The organism is Stenotrophomonas sp. PS02300, from assembly GCF_029959395.1.
Classification (GTDB): domain Bacteria; phylum Pseudomonadota; class Gammaproteobacteria; order Xanthomonadales; family Xanthomonadaceae; genus Stenotrophomonas; species Stenotrophomonas maltophilia_AD.
The window spans coordinates 1-20,211 of the sequence record NZ_JASCOP010000074.1 but is presented as its reverse complement, the minus strand read 5'-3'; the positions used below and the strand labels follow the sequence as shown (position 1 = coordinate 20,211).

At 67.1% G+C, this 20,211-nt stretch carries 16 protein-coding genes and 1 pseudogene; 12 read left to right on the top strand and 5 right to left on the bottom strand.

The window, feature by feature from the left end; genetic code table 11:
• Window positions 1-142: 142 nt before the first annotated feature.
• Window positions 143-811 carry a TetR family transcriptional regulator gene (locus tag QMX79_RS13625; protein ID WP_282247227.1) on the bottom strand — a complete coding sequence of 223 codons (669 nt, stop codon included), beginning with the start codon at window positions 809-811 and terminating at the stop codon, window positions 143-145.
• A gap of 161 nt (window positions 812-972) precedes the next feature.
• Between QMX79_RS13625 and smeD the strand changes: the two genes are divergently transcribed.
• Genes smeD through QMX79_RS13610 form a run of 3 tightly spaced genes read left to right on the top strand, consistent with a single transcriptional unit; the run spans window position 973 to window position 6,724 of the window.
• On the top strand, window positions 973-2,148 hold the full coding sequence (gene smeD / locus QMX79_RS13620; RefSeq protein ID WP_282247226.1) for a multidrug efflux RND transporter periplasmic adaptor subunit SmeD: 1,176 nt from the start codon (window positions 973-975) through the stop codon (window positions 2,146-2,148).
• Window positions 2,149-2,160: 12 nt separating this feature from the next.
• Window positions 2,161-5,337 (top strand): multidrug efflux RND transporter permease subunit SmeE, encoded by a 3,177-nt coding sequence (gene smeE / locus QMX79_RS13615; RefSeq protein WP_282247225.1) that lies wholly within the window; start codon window positions 2,161-2,163, stop codon window positions 5,335-5,337.
• On the top strand, window positions 5,330-6,724 hold the full coding sequence (locus QMX79_RS13610; RefSeq protein WP_282247224.1) for an efflux transporter outer membrane subunit: 1,395 nt from the start codon (window positions 5,330-5,332) through the stop codon (window positions 6,722-6,724). The genes smeE and QMX79_RS13610 overlap by 8 nt, the downstream gene beginning before the upstream one ends.
• A gap of 31 nt (window positions 6,725-6,755) precedes the next feature.
• On the opposite strand, the gene QMX79_RS13605 is transcribed toward QMX79_RS13610, so the two are convergent.
• From QMX79_RS13605 to QMX79_RS13595, 3 genes are all read right to left on the bottom strand, one after another.
• Complete coding sequence (locus QMX79_RS13605; protein WP_282247223.1) at window positions 6,756-7,160, bottom strand: low affinity iron permease family protein; 405 nt, start codon at window positions 7,158-7,160, stop codon at window positions 6,756-6,758.
• 69 nt (window positions 7,161-7,229) lie between these two features.
• A complete protein-coding gene (locus tag QMX79_RS13600; protein ID WP_282247222.1) occupies window positions 7,230-7,562 on the bottom strand; it encodes a hypothetical protein in 333 nt (110 codons plus the stop codon).
• A 199-nt stretch (window positions 7,563-7,761) separates the two neighbouring features.
• Window positions 7,762-8,214 carry a nucleoside deaminase gene (locus QMX79_RS13595; RefSeq protein ID WP_068854054.1) on the bottom strand — a complete coding sequence of 151 codons (453 nt, stop codon included), beginning with the start codon at window positions 8,212-8,214 and terminating at the stop codon, window positions 7,762-7,764.
• Window positions 8,215-8,285: 71 nt separating this feature from the next.
• Here QMX79_RS13595 and ubiE point away from each other — a divergent pair, with 71 nt between their 5' ends.
• The 4 genes and pseudogenes from ubiE to QMX79_RS13575 all read left to right on the top strand — a co-directional run bounded on the left by ubiE (window position 8,286) and on the right by QMX79_RS13575 (window position 12,814).
• Window positions 8,286-9,047 carry a bifunctional demethylmenaquinone methyltransferase/2-methoxy-6-polyprenyl-1,4-benzoquinol methylase UbiE gene (ubiE, locus tag QMX79_RS13590; protein ID WP_068854053.1) on the top strand — a complete coding sequence of 254 codons (762 nt, stop codon included), beginning with the start codon at window positions 8,286-8,288 and terminating at the stop codon, window positions 9,045-9,047.
• A gap of 68 nt (window positions 9,048-9,115) precedes the next feature.
• Window positions 9,116-9,981 (top strand): annotated as a pseudogene (locus tag QMX79_RS13585) (GGDEF domain-containing protein).
• Between the two features lie 60 nt (window positions 9,982-10,041).
• Window positions 10,042-11,973 (top strand): M1 family metallopeptidase, encoded by a 1,932-nt coding sequence (locus tag QMX79_RS13580; protein ID WP_282247221.1) that lies wholly within the window; start codon window positions 10,042-10,044, stop codon window positions 11,971-11,973.
• A 109-nt stretch (window positions 11,974-12,082) separates the two neighbouring features.
• Window positions 12,083-12,814 (top strand): hypothetical protein, encoded by a 732-nt coding sequence (locus tag QMX79_RS13575; protein WP_282247220.1) that lies wholly within the window; start codon window positions 12,083-12,085, stop codon window positions 12,812-12,814.
• A 105-nt stretch (window positions 12,815-12,919) separates the two neighbouring features.
• Here the strand turns inward: QMX79_RS13575 and QMX79_RS13570 are convergent, their stop codons facing one another.
• Complete coding sequence (locus QMX79_RS13570) at window positions 12,920-13,858, bottom strand: carbohydrate kinase family protein (protein WP_282247219.1); 939 nt, start codon at window positions 13,856-13,858, stop codon at window positions 12,920-12,922.
• Between the two features lie 274 nt (window positions 13,859-14,132).
• Here QMX79_RS13570 and QMX79_RS13565 point away from each other — a divergent pair, with 274 nt between their 5' ends.
• Genes QMX79_RS13565 through rodA form a run of 5 tightly spaced genes read left to right on the top strand, consistent with a single transcriptional unit; the run spans window position 14,133 to window position 19,855 of the window.
• A complete protein-coding gene (locus QMX79_RS13565; protein WP_038686189.1) occupies window positions 14,133-15,179 on the top strand; it encodes a rod shape-determining protein in 1,047 nt (348 codons plus the stop codon).
• Window positions 15,180-15,233: 54 nt separating this feature from the next.
• Window positions 15,234-16,199 carry a rod shape-determining protein MreC gene (mreC, locus tag QMX79_RS13560; protein WP_282247218.1) on the top strand — a complete coding sequence of 322 codons (966 nt, stop codon included), beginning with the start codon at window positions 15,234-15,236 and terminating at the stop codon, window positions 16,197-16,199.
• Entirely contained in the window at window positions 16,196-16,681 is a 486-nt protein-coding gene (mreD, locus tag QMX79_RS13555) for a rod shape-determining protein MreD (protein ID WP_282247217.1), read from the top strand. The genes mreC and mreD overlap by 4 nt, the downstream gene beginning before the upstream one ends.
• Before the next feature lies 1 nt (window position 16,682).
• Complete coding sequence (gene mrdA / locus QMX79_RS13550) at window positions 16,683-18,746, top strand: penicillin-binding protein 2 (protein ID WP_282247216.1); 2,064 nt, start codon at window positions 16,683-16,685, stop codon at window positions 18,744-18,746.
• On the top strand, window positions 18,743-19,855 hold the full coding sequence (gene rodA, locus QMX79_RS13545) for a rod shape-determining protein RodA (protein ID WP_282247215.1): 1,113 nt from the start codon (window positions 18,743-18,745) through the stop codon (window positions 19,853-19,855). The genes mrdA and rodA overlap by 4 nt, the downstream gene beginning before the upstream one ends.
• Window positions 19,856-20,211: the final 356 nt, after the last annotated feature.

The following is a 20,211-nucleotide window of genomic DNA, read 5'->3' as shown; positions in this document are numbered from 1 at the left end:
GCCCCCGGAGGGACTGTCAAAAACATGGATGTTTTTGCCAAGCCCCCATGGATGGGTTTACGGCGTGTCCCGGAGCGGGGCTGCCCGTCGGCCTCCCCAGCACGGAAAAATCGAAACGCTGCTCTGGAACCGTGCGGCCGAATCAAACCTCGTCGTCAGTCGGCAACGCAGTAGGCGGCGCACCCGGGGTGAACACACCCGGCATCACGAACGCACCGAAGATCGCGTCCAGCGTCTGCTGGCCATCTCGCTGGAGCTCGAACAATTCCGGTTCCAGCATCGCGCTGTACAGCACGCCAGTCAGGCTGGTGCTGACGATGCGTGCCACCGTGTCCACGTCCACGCCCGGGCGCAGCTGGCCCAGCGAGGCCGCACGCTGGAAGGCGGCTGCGAAAATGCCCAGCTCCTCACGCGACGCCTCCAGCTGCAGCTGCTGCATGGCCTGGCTTTCCACCGAAAGATCGTTGCGCAGCATGATCTCCATCATGTTGCGCAGCCGCTCGTCCGTGGCCAGTTCCTGGAACGAGACCAGCAACGCCGAGCGCAGGTCCAGCACCGGCGTGTTGCGCCGTGACGAAGTCGTCCGCCGCAGGCGCTCGATGAACGGTACCCGCTCGCGGTCGATCATCGCCGTCAGCACTTCGGTCTTGTTCTTGAAATGCCAATACACCGCGCCGCGGGTATAGCCCGCGCGCTCGCCGATCATCGCCAGGCTGGTGTTGGCGACCCCGAATTCGTGGAAACAGCTCTGGGCCGCATCCAGGATGCCTTCCCGGGTGGCCTGCGCCGCTTCTTTGGTTTTTCTGGCCATGGCGCTGTGTGCACGTGCTGGATGAAACCGGCCTGAATTGTACCCGTTTACAAACAAACATGCATGTATGTATATTTACGCCCCACTGCTATCCGGTGAGGCGTGCGCGTACCCGCGCGGGCCCGGCCACCCCCTTTCCCGTTCTCGCTGCGAGCCTCCCCATGTCCCGTACCCCGTACCGTCTTCTCGCGCTGTCCCTCGCGATCGCCCTGACCGTGTCCGCCTGTGGCGGGGGAGGTGGGGAGGGTCCGCAGGGCGGGCCGGGGCAGGTCACCGTGGCCACCCTGAAGGCCGAACAGGTCGGCCTCACCCGCGAGCTGCCCGGCCGTACCAATGCTTTCCTGGTCGCCGAAGTGCGCCCGCAGGTGAGTGGCATCGTCGCCAAGCGGCTGTTCACCGAAGGCGGCCTGGTCAACGCCGGCCAGCCGCTGTACCAGGTGGATGACGCCAGCTACCGCGCCGAGGCCAACAGCGCCCGCGCCCAGCTGGCCCGCGCCGAAGCCACCGCCAACGCCGCCCGCCTCAGCGCCAAGCGCATCACCGAGCTGGCCAAGGTCGATGCGGTCAGCCAGCAGGACCTGGAAAACGCCGTCGCCGCCCAGAAGCAGGCCGAAGCCGATGTCGGCGCCGCCAAGGCCGCCTTGGACGCCGCCAACGTCACCTTGGGCTTTGCCCGCATCACCGCACCGATCAGCGGCCGCATCGGCAAGTCCAGCGTCACCCAGGGCGCGCTGGTCAGCGCCGGCCAGGCCGACGCACTGGCCACCGTGCAGCAGCTCGACCCGATCTACGTCGACCTGACCCAGTCGGCCAGCGAACTGCTGCAGCTGCGCCGCGAACTGGCCAGCGGCCGCCTGCAGGACAACCAGAGCCTGCCGGTGACCGTGCTGCTCGACGACGGTACCGCGTTCGACCACAAGGGCACCCTGGAATTCTCCGAAGTCAGCGTCGACCCCACCACTGGCAGCTACGCGCTGCGGGTCAAGGTCGCCAATCCCGACCAGGTCCTGATGCCCGGCATGTACGTGCGTGCGGTCGTGGGCAGTGGCGTGCGCGACGACGCGCTGCTGGTGCCCATGCAGGGCATCGCCCGCGACGCCAAGGGCGACACCAGCGCCATGGTGGTCGGCAAGGACAACAAGGTCGAAGTGCGTCCGGTCAAGGTCAGCCGCGCCCTGGGCAGCAAGTGGCTGGTCGAAGATGGCCTGAAGCCCGGCGACAAGGTCATCGTTGAAGGCCTGCAGAAGATCCAGCCGGGCATGCCCGTGCAGGCCACCGAGATGGGCGCCGCGCCGGCCAAGCCGGCAGCGCCGGCGGCCGCGGCCGCCAAGCAGTAAGCGGAGAATTCCATGGCTCGTTATTTCATTGATCGCCCCATCTTCGCGTGGGTGATTGCGATCATCATCATGCTCGCCGGTGCGCTGGCGGTGCTCAAGCTGCCGGTGTCGATGTACCCGGAAGTGGCACCGCCCGCCGTCGAGATCAGCGCCACCTACCCGGGCGCATCGGCCAAGGTGGTCGAGGACTCGGTGACCCAGATCATCGAGCAGAACATGAAGGGCATCGATGGCCTGATCTACTTCTCCTCCAACAGCTCGGCCAACGGCCAGGCCACCATCACCCTGACCTTCGAGAGCGGCACCGACCCGGACATCGCCCAGGTCCAGGTGCAGAACAAGCTGCAGCTGGCCATGCCGCTGCTGCCGCAGGAAGTGCAGCGCCAGGGCATCAACGTAGCCAAGTCCAGCAGCGGCTTCCTGCAGGTGATCGGCTTCGTCTCGAATGATTCGAGCATGGATGCCAACGACATTTCCGACTATGTCGGCTCCAATGTCGTCGACCCGCTCAGCCGCGTGCCGGGCGTGGGCAACATCCAGGTGTTCGGCGGCAAGTACGCCATGCGCATCTGGCTGGACCCCAACAAGCTGCACACCTACAAGCTGTCGGTGGAGGAAGTGACCGCGGCGATCACCGCACAGAACGCCCAGGTGGCCATCGGCCAGCTCGGCGGCGCGCCGTCGGTGAAGGGCCAGCAGCTCAACGCCACCATCAACGCCCAGGACCGCCTGCAGACCCCGGAACAGTTCCGCAACATCCTGGTCCGCGGCGGCACCGATGGAAGCGAGCTGCGCCTGGGCGATGTCGCCCGGGTCGAACTCGGTGCGGAAACCTACGACTTCGTGACCCGCTACAACGGCAAGCCCTCCACCGGTATCGCGATCACCCTGGCCACCGGCGCCAACGCGCTGGATACCGCCAACGGGGTGCGTGCCGCGCTGGACGACCTGAAGGAAAACTTCCCGGCCGGGCTGGAATCGGTGGTGCCGTATGACACCACCCCGTTCGTGCAGGTCTCGATCAAGGGCGTCATCAAGACCCTGATCGAAGCCATCGTGCTGGTGTTCGTGGTGATGTACCTGTTCCTGCAGAACTTCCGCGCCACCCTGATCCCCACCATCGCCGTACCGGTGGTGCTGCTGGGCACGTTCGGCATCCTGGCCGCGCTGGGCTTCTCGATCAACATGCTCACCATGTTCGCCATGGTGCTGGCGATCGGCTTGCTGGTGGACGATGCCATCGTGGTGGTGGAGAACGTCGAACGCATCATGTCCGAAGAAGGGTTGTCGCCGCTGGAGGCCACCCGCAAGTCGATGAGCCAGATCACCGGCGCGCTGGTCGGCATCGGCCTGGTGCTGTCGGCGGTGTTCGTGCCGATGGCCTTCATGAGCGGCTCCACCGGCGTCATCTACCGGCAGTTCTCGGCCACGATCGTCTCGGCGATGGCGCTGTCGGTGCTGGTCGCCATCGTGCTCACCCCGGCGCTGTGCGCCACCATGCTCAAGCCGCTGAAGAAGGGCGAGCACCACGTGGCACACAAGGGCCTGGCCGGGCGCTTCTTCGGCGGCTTCAACCGCGGCTTCGACCGCTCCAGCGAAACCTACCAGCGCGGGGTCAAGGGCATCCTGGCCCGCCCGTGGCGCTTCATGGCCATCTTCGTGGCGCTGGCCGTGGCCATGGGCGTGCTGTTCGCGCGCCTGCCCAGCTCGTTCCTGCCCAATGAAGACCAGGGCATCCTGATGGCGCTGGTGCAGACCCCGGTCGGCGCTACCCAGGAACGCACGTTGGAGGCGATGTACAAGCTGGAAGACCACTTCCTGAAGAACGAAACCGAAGCGGTCGAATCGGTGTTCTCGGTGCAGGGATTCAGCTTCGCCGGCATGGGCCAGAACGCGGGCATGTCCTTCATCAAGCTCAAGGACTGGAAGGAGCGCGATGCCGACCAGGGCGTGGGCCCGATCACCGGGCGCGCGATGGCCGCACTGGGCCAGATCAAGGATGCCTTCATCTTCGCCTTCCCGCCGCCGGCCATGCCGGAGCTGGGCATCGGCTCGGGCTACACCTTCTTCCTGAAGGACAACAGCGGCCAGGGCCACGAGGCCCTGCTCAACGCGCGCAACCAGCTGCTCGGCGGCGCCGGGCAGAGCAAGCTGCTGGCCAACGTGCGCCCGAACGGCCAGGAAGATACCCCGCAGCTGCGCATCGACGTGGACGTGGAAAAGGCCAATGCGCTGGGCCTGTCGACCAGCTCGATCAACAGCACCCTGGCGGCCGCGTGGGGCAGCAGCTACATCGATGACTTCATCGACCGGGGCCGGGTCAAGCGCGTCTACGTGCAGTCCGATGCGCAGTTCCGCATGAACCCGGACGACTTCAACCTGTGGTCGGTGAAGAACAACGCCGGTGAGATGGTGCCGTTCAGTGCCTTCGCCTCCAAGCGCTGGGACTACGGTTCGCCGCGCCTGGAGCGCTACAACGGCGTGTCGGCGATGGAGATCCAGGGCGAACCCGCACCGGGCGTGGCCTCGGGCGATGCCATGGCCGAAATCGAACGCATCGCCAAGGACCTGCCGCCGGGCTTCGAGATCGAATGGACCGCGCTGTCCTACCAGGAGCGCCAGGCCGGTTCGCAGACGCCGCTGCTGTACACGCTGTCGCTGCTGATCGTGTTCCTGTGCCTGGCCGCGCTGTATGAAAGCTGGAGCGTGCCGACCTCGGTGCTGCTGGTGGCGCCGCTGGGCATCCTGGGTGCGGTGCTGGCCAACACCATGCGTGGCATGGAGCGCGACATCTACTTCCAGGTGGCGATGCTGACCACGGTGGGCCTGACCAGCAAGAACGCGATCCTGATCGTGGAGTTCGCCAAGGAAAACATGGAGAAGGGCGTGGGCGTGCTGGAAGCCACCATGCACGCGGTACGCGACCGCCTGCGGCCGATCATCATGACCTCGCTGGCATTCGGCCTGGGCGTGCTGCCGCTGGCCATCGCCTCGGGCGCCGGTTCGGGTGCGCAGCGTGCGATCGGCACCGGCGTGCTGGGCGGCATGATCGTCGGCACCGTGCTGGGCCTGTTCTTCATCCCGTTGTTCTTCGTCGTGGTGCAGAAGCTGTTCAACCGCGGCGCCAAAAACGGTGGGTCCCGACCGTTGGTCGGGACGAACGCCAACGAAGGTGATACCCATGAATAAGGCTCTGCTTGCCCTGGCCATGACCGCCGCCCTCTCCGGTTGCGCCATGCTCGAGCCGCGCAGCACCGAGGTCGCCCCGGCGATCCCGGCGCAGTGGCCGGCCACCACCTCCACCGCTGCGGCGGTGGAGGTGGCCGACATCGGGTGGCGCGATTACTTCGTCGACGAGCGCCTGCAGTCGCTCATCGCCCAGTCGCTGGACAACAACCGCGACCTGCGCGTGGCCATCCTCAACGTGGACAAGGCGCGTGCGCAGTACCGCATCCAGCGCGCCGATAGGGTTCCCGCCGTCGGCGTGCAGGGGCAGATGACCCGCAGCGGCGGCGATGTGCCGGTCACCGAGCAGTTCAGTGCCAACCTCGGAGTGGTCGAGTTCGAGCTGGACCTGTTCGGCCGCGTGCGCAACCTCAGCCAGGCGGCGCTGCAGCAGTACTTCGCCGAGGCGGCCAACCGCCGCAACGCGCAGCTGTCGCTGGTGGCCGAAGTGGCCAATGCGTGGTTGACCCTGGGTGCCGACAGCGAGCAGCTGAAGATCGCCGAGGCCACCCTGGCCACCTACGAGGATTCGCTGCGCCTGAGCGAGGCGCGGCACCAGCTTGGTGGCGCCTCGGCGCTGGAGCTGAGCCAGACCCGTACGCTGGTGGAAACCGCGCGCACCGACGTGGCCCGCTACCAGGGCCAGGTCGCACAGGACCGCAACGCGCTGGCGCTGCTGGCCGGTGGCCCGATCGACGAGGCCTTGCTGCCCGACAGCGAAGCCACCGACGTGGCCGCCGTGCGTGCGGTGCCGGCGGGTGTGCCGGGTGAGGTGTTGCTGCGCCGCCCGGACGTGATGGCGGCCGAGCACACGCTGCTGGCGGCCAACGCCAACATCGGTGCGGCGCGCGCGGCGTTCTTCCCGTCGATCAGCCTCACCGGCAGCGTCGGGTCCACCTCGTCGGAACTGTCGGGGTTGTTCGACTCGGGCACCCGCGCGTGGAGCTTCATGCCCACGCTGAACCTGCCGATCTTCCAGGGCGGCAAGCTGCGCGCCGGGCTGGGCGTGGCCAATGCCAACCGCGATATCGCGCTGGCGCAGTACGAGAAGGCGATCCAGTCCGGCTTCCGCGAGGCCGCCGATGCACTGGCGCTCAACGACAGCCTGGATGCGCAGCTGTCTTCGCAGCAGTCGCTGGTGGCCGCGGCGGAGCAGGCGCGGACGCTGTCGCAGGCGCGTTATGACGCGGGGCTGGACAGCTTCCTGACCCTGCTGGATGCGCGGCGCACGGCGTACACCGCACGGCAGTCGCTGGTGACCACGCAGTTGAACCGGTTGTCCAACCAGGTGGCCCTGTACAAGGTGCTGGGCGGTGGGTGGTATGAACGCGGGGACGTTGCCGCGCGGTAAGGGAATCCGAGGCAGCCACGCAGGGCGGTGCTTACCCGTTCGGCTTTTCCGACCGTACTTTGTCCAAGGCTTTTGTCGCATCGCGCGCCATCTGTTCGTAGGTGCGGCGGATTTCCTCCAGCCGCTCCTCGTCCAGCTCTTCCAGGTCCAGCAGTTCGTTGTTGGCCTCCGCGGTCACCCGGATCAGCTCGTCGAGCTTGATCTGGATCGCGGCGGTGTCGGCGTTCTGGCTGTGCTGGATCAGGAACACCATCAGGAAGGTGATGATGGTGGTGCCGGTGTTGATCACCAGTTGCCAGGTGTCGTTGAACTTGAATACGGGCCCGCTCAGGGCCCAGATCAGCACGATGCTGACCGCACCGAGGAAGGTCCACGCCGTACCCGCCGCATAGGACGCCTTCTTGGCGACCAGGTTGAACACGCTGCGAAGTTTCATGGGCGGCGGAATAGTGGTTCGGAACCCATCAATGGCAGGCGCCCCGTGTAGGCGCCGTGCAGCCGTCGCTCAGGCGCGGGCGCTCAGGCGGGGACGTGCATTCTCGTCATGCTGGCTCATCAGGTAGACGTGTTCCCACACCTGTTCGACGAACGTCCGTGCTTCGTCCGGACTCAGCTTCGCCATGATCTGGCCTGCATAGTGGGTCTGGAAGGCCTGCTCGCGTTCTTCGTCGGTTGCCTTGGGATGGGTGATCAGCGAATCGCAGGCGAACTTGATCCAAGGGATGTAGTGCCCGAACGACGCTGATGGCAGATCGCCGTCCTGATGCTTCTGGCGCCAGTGGTTGACCTCGGCCTCGACGTTGATCACGGCCGGGATGGAAAGCGGGACGGAAGACATGGTTGCTTCGATTCGAAAGGAAGGAATGGAAAGGCAACCTGATAGTGCGTAAAACCCGGTGCATGCCGCGTCACGGCGATGTGCAGTGGGCGTGCGCGCGGCCCGACTGAACTGAAGCATTCATGACCGCGCTGCGCCGCCCGCGGACGGTGCGGCGCATTTAGCCTGTTCTGCTGCGTGGCTGCGCAGGAACCGGCGCTTACTCGCCGATGTCTTCGTTCCACACCTCGGGATGGGCCGAGATGAATCCGCCCAGCAGGTCGATGCATTCCTGGCTCTGCATGTCGATCACCTGCACGCCGTTTTCGCGCAGCCAGTCGATGCCGCCCTGGAAGGTGACCGATTCACCCACCACCACCGTGCCGATGTTGAACTGGCGCACCAGCCCGCTGCAGTACCAGCAGGGGGCCAGGGTGGTGACCATGATGGTGTCCTGGTAGCGGCGCTGGCGGCCGGCCTTGCGGAACGCATCGGTCTCACCGTGCACGGACGGGTCGCCTTCCTGGACCCGGCGGTTGTGGCCGCAGCCGAGCAGGCGGCCGTCGTTGTGGTACAGCGCCGCGCCAATGGGGATGCCGCCCTCGGCCAGGCCCTGGCGGGCTTCGGCGATGGCGGTTTCAAGCAGGGCGGCGTAGTCGGGGGTGGTGATCATGGGCGGTCCGTTCAACTGAAGGGGCCATCATAAGGTGCCGCCGGCCGGCCAGCGGTGCGATAATCGGGGCCATGAGCGAATCCCCCTACAAGACTGGCACCACCCATTTCGGCTTCCGCGATGTCGCCGCCAAGGACAAGCAGAAGCTGGTGGGCGAAGTGTTCACCTCGGTCGCGCGCAACTACGACCTGATGAACGACCTGATGAGCCTGGGCATCCACCGGGCGTGGAAGCGCTACTACGTAGCCACCGCGCAGGTGAAGCCGGGTGACAGCGTGCTCGACCTGGCCGGCGGTACCGGCGACATCGCCGCGCTGCTCAAGGAGCGCGTGGGCGACGATGGCCAGGTGGTGGTCGGCGACATCAATGCCGGCATGCTCACCGTGGGCCGCGACCGCCTGACCAACCGCGGCCTGGTGGCCGGCCTGGATTTCGTCCAGTGCAACGCCGAGGCGCTGCCGTTCCCGGATGCCAGCTTCGACCTGGTGACCATCGCCTTCGGCCTGCGCAACGTGACCGACAAGGACGCCGCCCTGCGCGAGATGTACCGCGTGCTCAAGGTGGGCGGCCAGGCGCGGGTGCTGGAGTTCTCCGAAGTCACCGCCGACTGGTTCAAGCCGATCTACGATTTCCACTCGTTCAAGATCCTGCCCAAGCTGGGCCAGCTGTTCGCCCGTGACGGCGACAGCTACCAGTACCTGGCCGAGAGCATCCGCAAGCACCCGCCGCAGGAACAGCTCAAGACCATGATGGGCGAGGCCGGTTTCGCGCGCTGCCATTACAAGAACCTGACCGGCGGCATCGTCTCGATCCACTCCGGCTACAAGGTTTGAGACACCGGTCCGGTTCCCGCTGAGGGAGCTCGGCCACACTGCAGGCAGGCTGTCAGAGAGGGCCTGCCATGCGTCTCTACCGCGGCCTGGCCCGCGTGTTTCCCCGTTCGTTCAGCGCCAAGCTGATGACGGTCGTGTTCATCGGCGTGCATGTGCCGCTGCTGGTGCTGCTGCTGTGGATGGCCTTCAGTGGCCGCTACCAGCAGGAGACCATGTGGGCCGTGGTGGGCGTGGTACTGGGCGCCACCCTGGTCGGCACCGGCATGGCGATGATGGCGCTGTACCGGCTGATGGCGCCGCTGCGCCAGGCCGCCGAGGCGCTGGAGGCGTATTACGACGAACAGCGCCTGCCGCACCTGCCGGACCTCGGCCACGATGAAATCGGCGCCTGCTGCGCGGGATCAACCGCAGCCTGCACGGGGTGGATGCCGGCCTGCGCGACCTGCGCCGCAGCGTGTTGATGGACCCGCTCACCCAGGCGCTGAACCGGCGGGGCTGCGAACAGGCACTGGCCGATTCGGCCCGCCAGGCGCAGGCGCGGCGGCAGCCGCTGACCCTGTTCGTGGTCGACCTGGACAACCTCAAGCCCATCAACGACGCGCACGGCCACCTGGCCGGCGACCAGGTGCTGGTGCGGCTGGTGGTGTCGGCGCGGCAGTGGCTGCAGCCCGGCGACTGGATCGGGCGCTGGGGCGGGGATGAATTCCTGCTGGCGGTGCACGACAGCCACGAGGTCGCCTGCCGGCGGCTGCGCGAGTGGCTGGAGCGGCTGGCCGTGCCGGGCGACGCGGCCGACCCGCCGCTGAGCGCCAGCGCGGGTGGGGCAGGCTACCGGCCGGGGGAGGACCTGCGCGAACTGTACCGGCGCGCCGATGCCGCCATGTACCGGGCCAAGGCGGCGGGCGGTGCCCGCCTGCTGTGTGAAACAGACTGAATGGGGAACGGGCCGTGGAGAGGGGTAAACTGGCGGTTTCACCCTGATCGGTCCCGATTCATGCGATCCCCGTTCCTGCTGATTCCCCTGGCCGTCGCGCTTGCCGCCGGCTGCTCCAAAGAGCCCGCCGCCCCGACCGCGGCCCCCGCCGCCCAGCCGAGCGCCGACACTGCCGTGAAAGCCGTCAACCGCAGCCACGATGAAAGTTCCTACGCCGAACCGGACAAGGTCGTCATCAAGGACCTGGGCCTGGACCTGAAGCTGGATTTCGACAGCAAGCAGATCGGCGGCACCGCCACCTACACCCTGGAGTGGAAGGACAAGGCGGCCAAGCAGCTGGTGCTGGACACCCGCGAACTGACCATCGAGAAGGTGGAAGCCGTCGCCGCCGATGGCACCACCGCGCCGCTGCAGTTCGTGCTGGCGCCGGCCGACAAGGTGTTCGGCAGCAAGCTGACCATCGAAGCCCCGGAACAGCCGGGCAAGGTGCTGGTGACCTACCACACCGCGCCGACCGCCTCGGGCCTGCAGTGGCTGGAGCCGTCGATGACCGAAGGCAAGCAGCTGCCCTTCATGTTCAGCCAGTCCCAGGCCATCCACGCGCGTTCGTGGGTGCCGCTGCAGGACACGCCGAGCGTGCGCTTCACCTACAGCGCGCACGTGGCCTCGCGCCCGGACGTGATGGTGCTGATGAGCGCCGACAACGACCCCAAGGCCGCGCGTGACGGTGATTACACCTTCAAGATGCCGCAGCCGATCCCGTCCTACCTGCTGGCCATCGCGGCTGGCGACCTGGTGTTCGAGCCGATCTCCGGCCGTTCCGGCGTCTGGGCCGAACCGACCATGGTCGGCAAGGCCGCCAAGGAGTTCGAAGACACCGAGAAGATGATCGGTGCCGCCGAGAAGCTCTATGGCGAATACCGCTGGGGCCGCTACGACATGCTGGTGCTGCCGCCGTCGTTCCCGTTCGGCGGCATGGAAAACCCGCGCCTGACCTTCGCCACCCCGACCGTGATCGTGGGCGACAAGTCGCTGGTCTCGCTGGTGGCCCATGAGCTGGCGCACAGCTGGTCGGGCAACCTGGTGACCAACTCCAGCTGGAAGGACATCTGGCTCAACGAAGGCTTCACCACCTACGTGCAGGGCCGCATCACCGAAGCGCTGTATGGCCAGGAAATGGCCGAGATGGAGCGCGAGATCGACCAGAACGACCTGCTGGCCGAGGTCAAGGACATGAGCCCGGCCGACCAGGCCCTGGCCCTGCCGCCGCTGACCGAGCGCGACCCGGACGAGGCGCTGAGCAACGTGGCCTACGTCAAGGGCTCGTGGTTCCTGCAGTTCCTTGAACAGCGCTTCGGCCGTGAAGTGTTCGATCCGTTCCTGCGTGGCTGGTTCGATGACCATGCGTTCCAGAGCGCCAACACCGACCAGTTCGTCGAGTACCTGAAGAAGAACCTGCTGTCCAAGAAGCCCGGCGCGGTCACCGACGCCGAACTGAAGGCATGGCTGGACGAGCCGGGCATTCCGGCGTTCGCCACCAAGGCGCGTTCGCGCAACTTCTCCATCGTCGATACCGCACGCATTGCGTGGCAGGGCAGCGGCAAGCTGCCGAGCGCGCAGATCACCAGCGAGTGGGGCACCCAGGAGTGGGTGCACTTCATCGACGGCATGGGCAAGACCCTGCCCGTGGACAAGCTGGCCGCGCTGGACCAGGCGTACAAGTTCACCGGCACCGCCAATGGCGAAATCGCGATGCGCTGGTACCCGCTGGCGATCCGCAGCGGTTACCTGGAGGCCAATGAGGCCGCCGGTGCCTTCATCGAACGCGTTGGCCGCCGCAAGCTGATCCTGCCGATCTACGCCGAACTGGTGAAGACCCCGGAAGGCCTGGCGTTCGCCAAGGCGGCCTTCGAAAAGGCCAAGCCCAGCTACCACCCGATCACCACCGCATCGGTGCAGGACATGCTGGACAAGGCAAGCGCCGGCAAGTAATCGCCAGCACTGCGTTTATCAGGAACGGCGGGGGAAACCCCGCCGTTTTTCATTGTTAAAGTAGGCAGGTGACGCCCGCTGGCGTCCTCGCTGACACCTGGAGCCCGTAATGAAACGACTGATCCTTGCCGCCACCTGTGCGCTCGCCCTGGCTGCCTGCAGCAACCCGGAAGAAGAGCGCAAGGCGCAGGAAGCCGCGACCGCTGCCGCCAAGGCGCAGCAGGAAGAAAAGGCCGAAGGCGTGGCCAAGCAGTACGACATGGCCGTGGCCGCGCAGGATTGGGAGCGTGCACGCATCCATGGCGGTTCGCTGCTGGACCAGTACAAGGACACCGACGTGGCCGCGCGGATCGAGCCCGGCTACGCCGAGGTCAAGGCCAAGGCCGAAACCTCGCGCGAACTGCGCCGCATGCAGGGCCTGTGGCAGTACAACCAGGTGCCGGTGGGCAGCAAGGGCAACCAGGTCTCGGCCTCGATCTACAGCAAGGAGCGGGTGGACGTGGACGGCAGCGGCCCCAAGCCGGTGCAGCTGATCTTCCGCGACCACCCCGAGTGGAAGCGCCACGCCTACCTGGTGCTGCAGGCCGGTGATTTCCGCTGCCCGCAGTGCACGGTGAAGGTGACGGTGGACGACGGCAAGCCGATCTCCATGGCGGCCTGGCGCCCGAAGACCGACGAGGCCATCGCCATGTTCATCACCGACCAGAAGGCGCTCTGGAAACTGGCCCGCAAGGCCAAGACCATCACCATCGAATTCCCGGTCAAGGCCGGCGGCACCCGCACCGCCATCTTCGAAACCGGCGGCGTAGACGCCAGCCGCATGCCGAATTGGTGGAATTAACCGAGCGGTGAGGCAAAGTGCCGACCAACGGTCGACACCTACCGACCTCGCGTGTCCGCGGTAGGTACCGACCGTTGGTCGGTACGGACGGCGCGGGGGATTCGGTTACGCCGAAAGGGCGTAACCGAACTGCTGTTTGAATTGCTCATTGAACTCTTCGAAGGTGAAGCGCTGGTTCTGCGTGCCCGGGTGCTCCACCTTCAGCGCGCCCATCAGGTTGCCCATGCGGCCGATGGTCAGCCAGTCGTAGCCCTTCTCGATGCCGTAGATCAGGCCGGCGCGGAAGGCGTCGCCACAGCCGGTCGGGTCGACCACGCGGCGCTCGTGCGCCGGCGGGATGTCGTAGGTCTTTTCCGGGGTGTGGATGACCGCGCCCTTGGGGCCGCGGGTGGTGATGTAGGCCTTGACCCGGCTCACGATCTCCTTTTCGTCCCAGCCGGTGCGCTCCTGCAGCAGGTTGGACTCGTAGTCGTTGACCACCACGTAGTCGGCCTGCTCGATGAAGGTGCGCAGCTCCGGGCCGTTGAACAGCGGCATGGCCTGGCCCGGGTCGAAGATGAACGGCACGCCGGCCTCGAAGAACTCCTGCGAGTTCTGGATCATGCCCTCGCGGCCGTCCGGGCCGACCAGGCCCAGGGTCACCCCCGGCACGTCCTTCACATGGTTCTCGTAGGACCGCATCATCGCGCCCGGGTGGAAGGCGGTGATCTGGTTGTTGTCGTGGTCGGTGGTGATGAACGCCTGCGGGGTGAACAGCTCGTCGATCACCTTGATCCGGCTCAGGTCGATGCCCAGGCCCTGGAAATACTCGCGGTACGGGCCGAAGTCCGAGCCCACCGTGCCCATCGGGATCGGCTCGCCGCCCAGCAGGTGAAGGTTGTAGGCGATGTTGCCGGCGCAGCCGCCGAACTCGCGGCGCATGCGCGGCACCAGGAACGACACGTTCAGGATGTGCACCTTGTCCGGCAGGATGTGATTCTTGAACTGGTCCGGGAACACCATGATGGTGTCGAAGGCAAGAGAACCACAGATCAAAGCGGACATCGATTAAGGCCTATGCGGAAGGGGTTTGAGGCCCGGCAGGCGGGCAACGAAACGGCGCCCTGAGGCGCCCAATGGCGCAAAGGTTAACGGGTGCGGCGCCGCAGGGCCAGAACCCCGGCTGTCCGGATTGGGCTGAATGGCCGCCAAGGCTGGCTTTGACGGACATTTCTCCTTGCTCGCGCACAGGGGGATTGCTAGGCTTGTCGACCTCGAATTCTGCCCAATTTTTCGCCATCCCGCGTTGGGCGCGACACCCCTCAGGATCAACTCCCAGATGTTCAAGAAACTGCGTGGCATGTTCTCCAATGACCTGTCCATCGACCTGGGCACGGCCAATACCCTCATCTACGTGCGCGGGCAGGGGATCGTGCTGAACGAACCGTCGGTCGTGGCCGTACGCCAGGACCGTGCAATCGGTGGCACCCGCTCGGTGGCCGCCGTCGGCGCCGAAGCCAAGCAGATGCTGGGCCGTACCCCGGGCCACATCACCACCATCCGCCCGATGAAGGATGGCGTCATCGCCGACTTCACCTACACCGAGGCGATGCTCAAGCACTTCATCAAGAAGGTGCACAAGTCGCGCTTCCTGCGCCCGAGCCCCCGCGTGCTGGTCTGCGTGCCGGCCGGTTCGACCCAGGTCGAGCGCCGCGCCATCAAGGAATCGGCTGAAGAAGCCGGTGCCCGCGACGTGTTCCTGATCGAAGAGCCGATGGCGGCCGCGATCGGCGCCGGCATGCCGGTCACCGAAGCCCGTGGCTCGATGGTCATCGACATCGGCGGCGGCACCACCGAAGTGGCCGTGATCTCGCTGAACGGCATCGTCTATTCGGCCTCGGTGCGCATCGGCGGCGACCGCTTCGACGAGTCGATCACCAACTACGTGCGCCGCAACCACGGCATGCTGATCGGTGAAGCCACCGCCGAGCGGATCAAGGTCGAGCTGGGCTGCGCCTACCCGCAGGCCGAGGTCATCGAGATGGAAATCTCCGGCAGGAACCTCGCCGAGGGCGTGCCGAAGATGATCAAGATCAACTCCAACGAAGTGCTCGAAGCCCTGCACGAGCCGCTGTCGGGCATCGTCAGCGCGGTCAAGCTGGCGCTGGAGCAGACCCCGCCGGAACTGTGCGCCGACGTCGCCGAGCGCGGCATCGTGCTCACCGGTGGCGGCGCCCTGCTGCGCGACCTGGACCGCCTGATCTCCGAGGAAACCGGCCTGCACGTGCAGGTGGCCGACGACCCGCTCACCTGCGTGGCCCGCGGTGGCGGTCGTGCGCTGGAGCTGGTGGACATGCACGGCAACGAGTTCTTTGCGCCGGAGTAAGCCTTACCCGGCGGCACCGCGCTCCCTTTCCATCTTGTCCAGTCGAAGCCAGTCGTGCCGCCCTACGCCGGTCCTCCCGTAGCCTCCCGCCAGGGTGATGCCAGCAGCCCACTGCGGCTGCTCGCCTACCTGGCCCTGGCCATCACCCTGATCGTGCTCGACGACCAGGCCGGCTGGCTGGCGCGCGCGCGCGCCCAGGCCAACGTGCTGGTGCAGCCGGTGTGGGCGCTGGCCGGCCTGCCGGGCCGCCTCGGCACCCAGGTCAAGGACAATGCGGCCAGCCACGGCCAGCTGGTCGATGAAAACCGCGAGCTGCGCAACCAGCTGCTGATCGCCAACGCGCGCCTGACCCGGCTGCAGACCGCCGCGCTGGACAACGCGCAGCTGCGCGAACTGCTCAACGTGGCCGAGCGCAGCGGGCTGGACGTGCAGCTGGCGCCGATCCTGGACATCGACCTGGACCCGGTCCGGCAGCGCCTGGTGCTGGCCGCCGGTACCCGCGATGGCGTGCACATGGGGCAGGCGGTGATCGACGCTGGCGGCCTGATGGGGCAGGTGATCGCCACCACCGGCAGCAATGCCACGGTGCTGCTGCTGACCGACCCGGACCACGCGGTGCCGGTCACCGTGGCCCGCAACGGCGTGCGCCTGATCGTCTACGGGCGCGGCGACAGCCTGGAACTGCGCGATATTCCGCTCAGCGCCGGGGTGGAAGTGGGCGACGAGATCGTCACCTCCGGCCTCGGCGGCCGTTTCCCGGCCGGCTTCCCGGTGGGCAAGATCACCGCCCTGCGCCCCGACGACACCCACGCCTTCCTGGTCGGCGAACTCAAGCCGGCCGCCCAGCTCGACCGCGGCCGCGACGTCCTGTTGCTGCGCCCAGGCGCAGCAATCCGGGTGCCGCCGAACCTGCAACTGTCCGAAGCCGCTGGCGGGCCCGCGGCGGCTCCTGCGCCTTCGGCGCCGGCGACACCGACCCAACCCGCACCCCAGCCATCCCCGACGGGGCCCACCCCATGAGCCGCCTGCGCGACAAACCCTGGGTGCTCCCGGTCAGCATCGTGCTGGCCCTGCTGCTCGGCCTGCTGCCGTTGCCGGCGCTGCTGCAGCCGCTGCGCCCGTACTGGCTGGCGCTGGTGCTGGCGTACTGGGTGATCGAAGCGCCGGACCGGGTCGGGCTGGGCGTGGCCTTCAGCTGCGGCGTGATCGCCGACCTGCTCTACGGCGGCGTGCTGGGCGAACAGGCGCTGCGGCTGGTGATGCTCACCTTCATCCTGCAGCGCTTCCGCGCGCGCATCCGCTTCTTCCCGATGTCCCAGCAGGTGCTGGCCATCGGCGGGCTGCTGTTCAACGACCGCATCGTCAGCGCCGTGGTCCACATCGCCGTGGGCGAGCCGACCCTGCCGTGGTCGTACTGGTGGGCGCCGCTGCTGGGCATGGGGCTGTGGCCGCTGGTGTTCGTGCTGCTCGACGCAGTCCGCTTCGGACGTCGCGGGCGCTGACATGTACGTGCGCCGCCAGGCCAAGAATCCGCGCGCCGAAGCCGAACAGTTCCGGCGCCGCGCCGCGCTGGGCTTCCTCGGCGTGCTGGTCTGCCTGGTCGGGCTGGGCGGCTGGTACTTCAAGCTGCAGGTGCTGGACCACGATACCTACGCCACGCGCTCGGAAGCCAACCGCATCAAGCCGCGGCCGGTGGTTCCCGGGCGCGGCATGATCTATGACCGCAACGGGCGGCTGCTGGCCGAGAACGTGCCCGCGTTCCGGCTGGACATCACCCCGGACAAGGTCAAGGACATGGATGCCACCCTGGCCGGGCTGGCGAAGATCCTGAGCATCACCCCGGAAGACTTGGAAACCTTCAACAAATCGCGCAAGGCGCGCCGCAGCTTCCTGCCGGTGACGCTCAAGCTGCGCGTCACCGACGAGGAAATGGCGCGCTTCGCGGTAGACCGCTGGCGTTATCCCGGCGTGGAGCTGGAACCCTACCTGACCCGCCGCTACCCCTACGGCGACCTGTTCGCGCACATCATCGGCTACGTCGGCCGGGTCGATGACAAGGACCTGGAAACGCTGGGCGAGGGCAATGCGGCGCTGACCCATATCGGCAAGTCCGGCCTGGAGCGCTATTACGAGCAGCAGCTGCGCGGCAAGGTCGGCTACGAACAGGTTGAAACCAACGTGCAGGGCCGGGCCATCCGCACCATCGGCCGGGTCGCCGCGCAATCGGGCAACGACCTGCGCCTGTCCATCGATGCCGACCTGCAGCGCGCCATGGTGGCGGCCTTCGGCGAGTTCGACGGCGCCGCCGTGGCGATGGATCCGCGCACCGGCGAGATCCTGGCCATGGTCAGCCTGCCGTCGTACGACCCGAACCTGTTCGTCAACGGCATCTCGCATGCCGACTTCAAGGCCCTCAACGACAACCCCTCGCGGCCGCAGTTCAACCGCCTGGTGCTGGGTGGCGTGGCGCCGGGTTCGACGATCAAGCCGCTGATCGGCCTGGCCGGCCTGGACAGCGGCGTGCGCAAGCCCGAGGACAAGATCCTCTCCACCGGCATGTTCTACCTGCCGGGCACCTCGCGTGGCTGGGGTGATGCCAACCGTGGCGGCCACGGCTGGACCGACCTGCGCAAGTCGATCACCCAGTCGGTCAACACCTATTACTACAAGCTGGCGCTGGACCTGGGCATCGAGCGCTTCGACCACTACATGGGTTATTACGGCTTCGGCGAGCCCACCGGCATCGATCTCACCGGCGAGATCGGCGGCATCCTGCCCTCGCCGCAGAACAAGTACAAGGCGCGCAAGGAACGCTGGTATCCCGGCGATACCGTCAACGTCAGCATCGGCCAGGGCGACTGGAAGGTCACCCCGCTGCAGCTGGTGCACGGCGTGGGCGGCATTGCCGACGGCCAGCTGCGCACTCCGCACCTGGTGATGCAGCAGCGCGCGAGCTTCGACGCGGACTGGGTGCCCACGCCGGCCGGCACCAGCAAGCCGGTCAGCCCCAGCCCGGGCAACCTGCAGGCCGTGCGCGAAGGCATGATGGGCACCATGCGCCCGGGCGGCAGCGGCGCGCGCGCGGCGGCCGGAGCGCCGTACACCATTGCCGGCAAGACGGGCACCGCGCAGGTGATCAGCCGGCGCGGCACCGCGGCGGTGAACCCCAAGAGCCTGCCGATGCACCTGCGCCACCGCTCGCTGTTCGTGGGCTTTGCCCCGGCCGAGAACCCGGTGATCGTGCTGGCCATTGCCGTCGAAGGCGGCGGTTACGGCGGTTCGGCGGCCGCACCGATCGCGCGCAAGCTGTTCGACGCGTGGCTGCTGGGCAAGATGCCCGAAGGCATGGAGCCGCTGGACAGCCTGCGCGGCACCACCGCGATCGGCATCACCGCATTCGAAGGCGACAGCGCCGCACGCGAGGCCGGCGATGCCGCTGCCGCCGTGCTGGAATCGCTGCCGGTGCTGGTCGGCCTGCCCGAACCGGTTCCCGCGCCTGCACCCGCACCCGGCGCGCCGCTGGCGCCGGCCGCCCAACCCCCCGCCCCGCCGGAGCGCAGCCGATGAAGGATTTCCTGCGCTGGGCCAGCGACATGGTCGTGCGCTTCTGCAGCACCCTGGACTGGGTGCTGTGCCTGGCGTTGGGCGCGCTGATGCTGATCGGCCTTGCCGTGCTCAAGAGCGCCGGCGGCGATTCGCTGGTGTTCGCCCAGGGCGCGCGCTTCGTGGTCGGGCTGGGCGCGATGTGGGCGATTTCGCGCATGCCGATCCTGCGCATCCGCTCGGCCACCCCGCTGATCTATGCGGTGTCGATGATTCCGCTGCTGGCCGTGTTCGTGCTCGGCACCGGCAAGTACGGCCGCCAGTGGCTGGACCTGAAACTGTTCTACCTGCAGCCGGCCGAGCTGCTCAAGGTCAGCCTGCCGATGATGGTGGCCTGGTACCTGCACCGCATGCCGTTGCCGCCGCGTTTCTCCACGGTGATGGTCAGTGCGGTGATCATCGGCGTGCCCACCGGGCTGGTGATGCTGCAGCCGGACTTCGGTACCGGCGTGCTGATCGCCGCCAGCGGTGCGTTCGTGCTGCTGCTGGCCGGCCTGCCGTGGTGGTGGGTGGGCGTGGCGGTGGGCGGCGTGGCTGCTGCCGCGCCGGTGGCCTGGATCTGGCTGCTGCGGCCGTACCAGAAGGACCGCATCATGATGTTCCTGGACCCGGAGATGGATGCGCTGGGTGCCGGCTGGAACATCATCCAGTCCAAGATCGCCATTGGTTCGGGCGGTTTCGACGGCAAGGGCTGGGGGCAGGGCTCGCAGTCGCACCTGAACTTCATTCCCGAACAGACCACCGACTTTGCCTTCTCCGTGCTCAGCGAGGAGTTCGGCTGGATCGGCGTGGCGCTGGTGCTGTTCCTGTACCTGGTGGTGATCGGGCGCTGCCTGTGGATCGCCTCGCAGTCGCGTGACTCCTATTCGCGCCTGTTGGCCGGCGCCACCGGCCTGGCCTTCTTCGTCTACGTGCTGGTCAACGGCGGCATGATCTCGGGCCTGCTGCCGGTGGTGGGCGTGCCGATGCCGCTGATCAGCTACGGCGGCACCTCGGCGGTATCGCTGCTGGCCGGGTTCGGGCTGGTCATGGCCGCACGCAGCCACAACCCGGTGCACGGCGGCTACAGCTGACCGTCAAAAGATCGGCAAGTCGGGACGGGATCTTGCGCAGATTCGTTATTGGAGCGTGACGAATGTGCTGAAATCGGCGGTGTAGGTGCAGAGGGTGTCAACAACCCGTCGGTAAAGTGAGATGCAGCGCACAAATATGAATGCGCTTGATCAGGATCAATGGACTTGTCGTAAACGGCCTGCACAATGGCGGCCCGCAAGCAGCTGCGCATCGAGCCAAGCGACGCGCAAGGCGCTGCGGGACGTAGTTGACCTAACGGGTACAGGGGGTGCGGCGTTGCGCTGGGGAGTAGCGCGTCGTGCCAGTATCGACCTGGTCGGTGGCCCGGTTGCGCCCATGGGGATGGGGGCGCAAC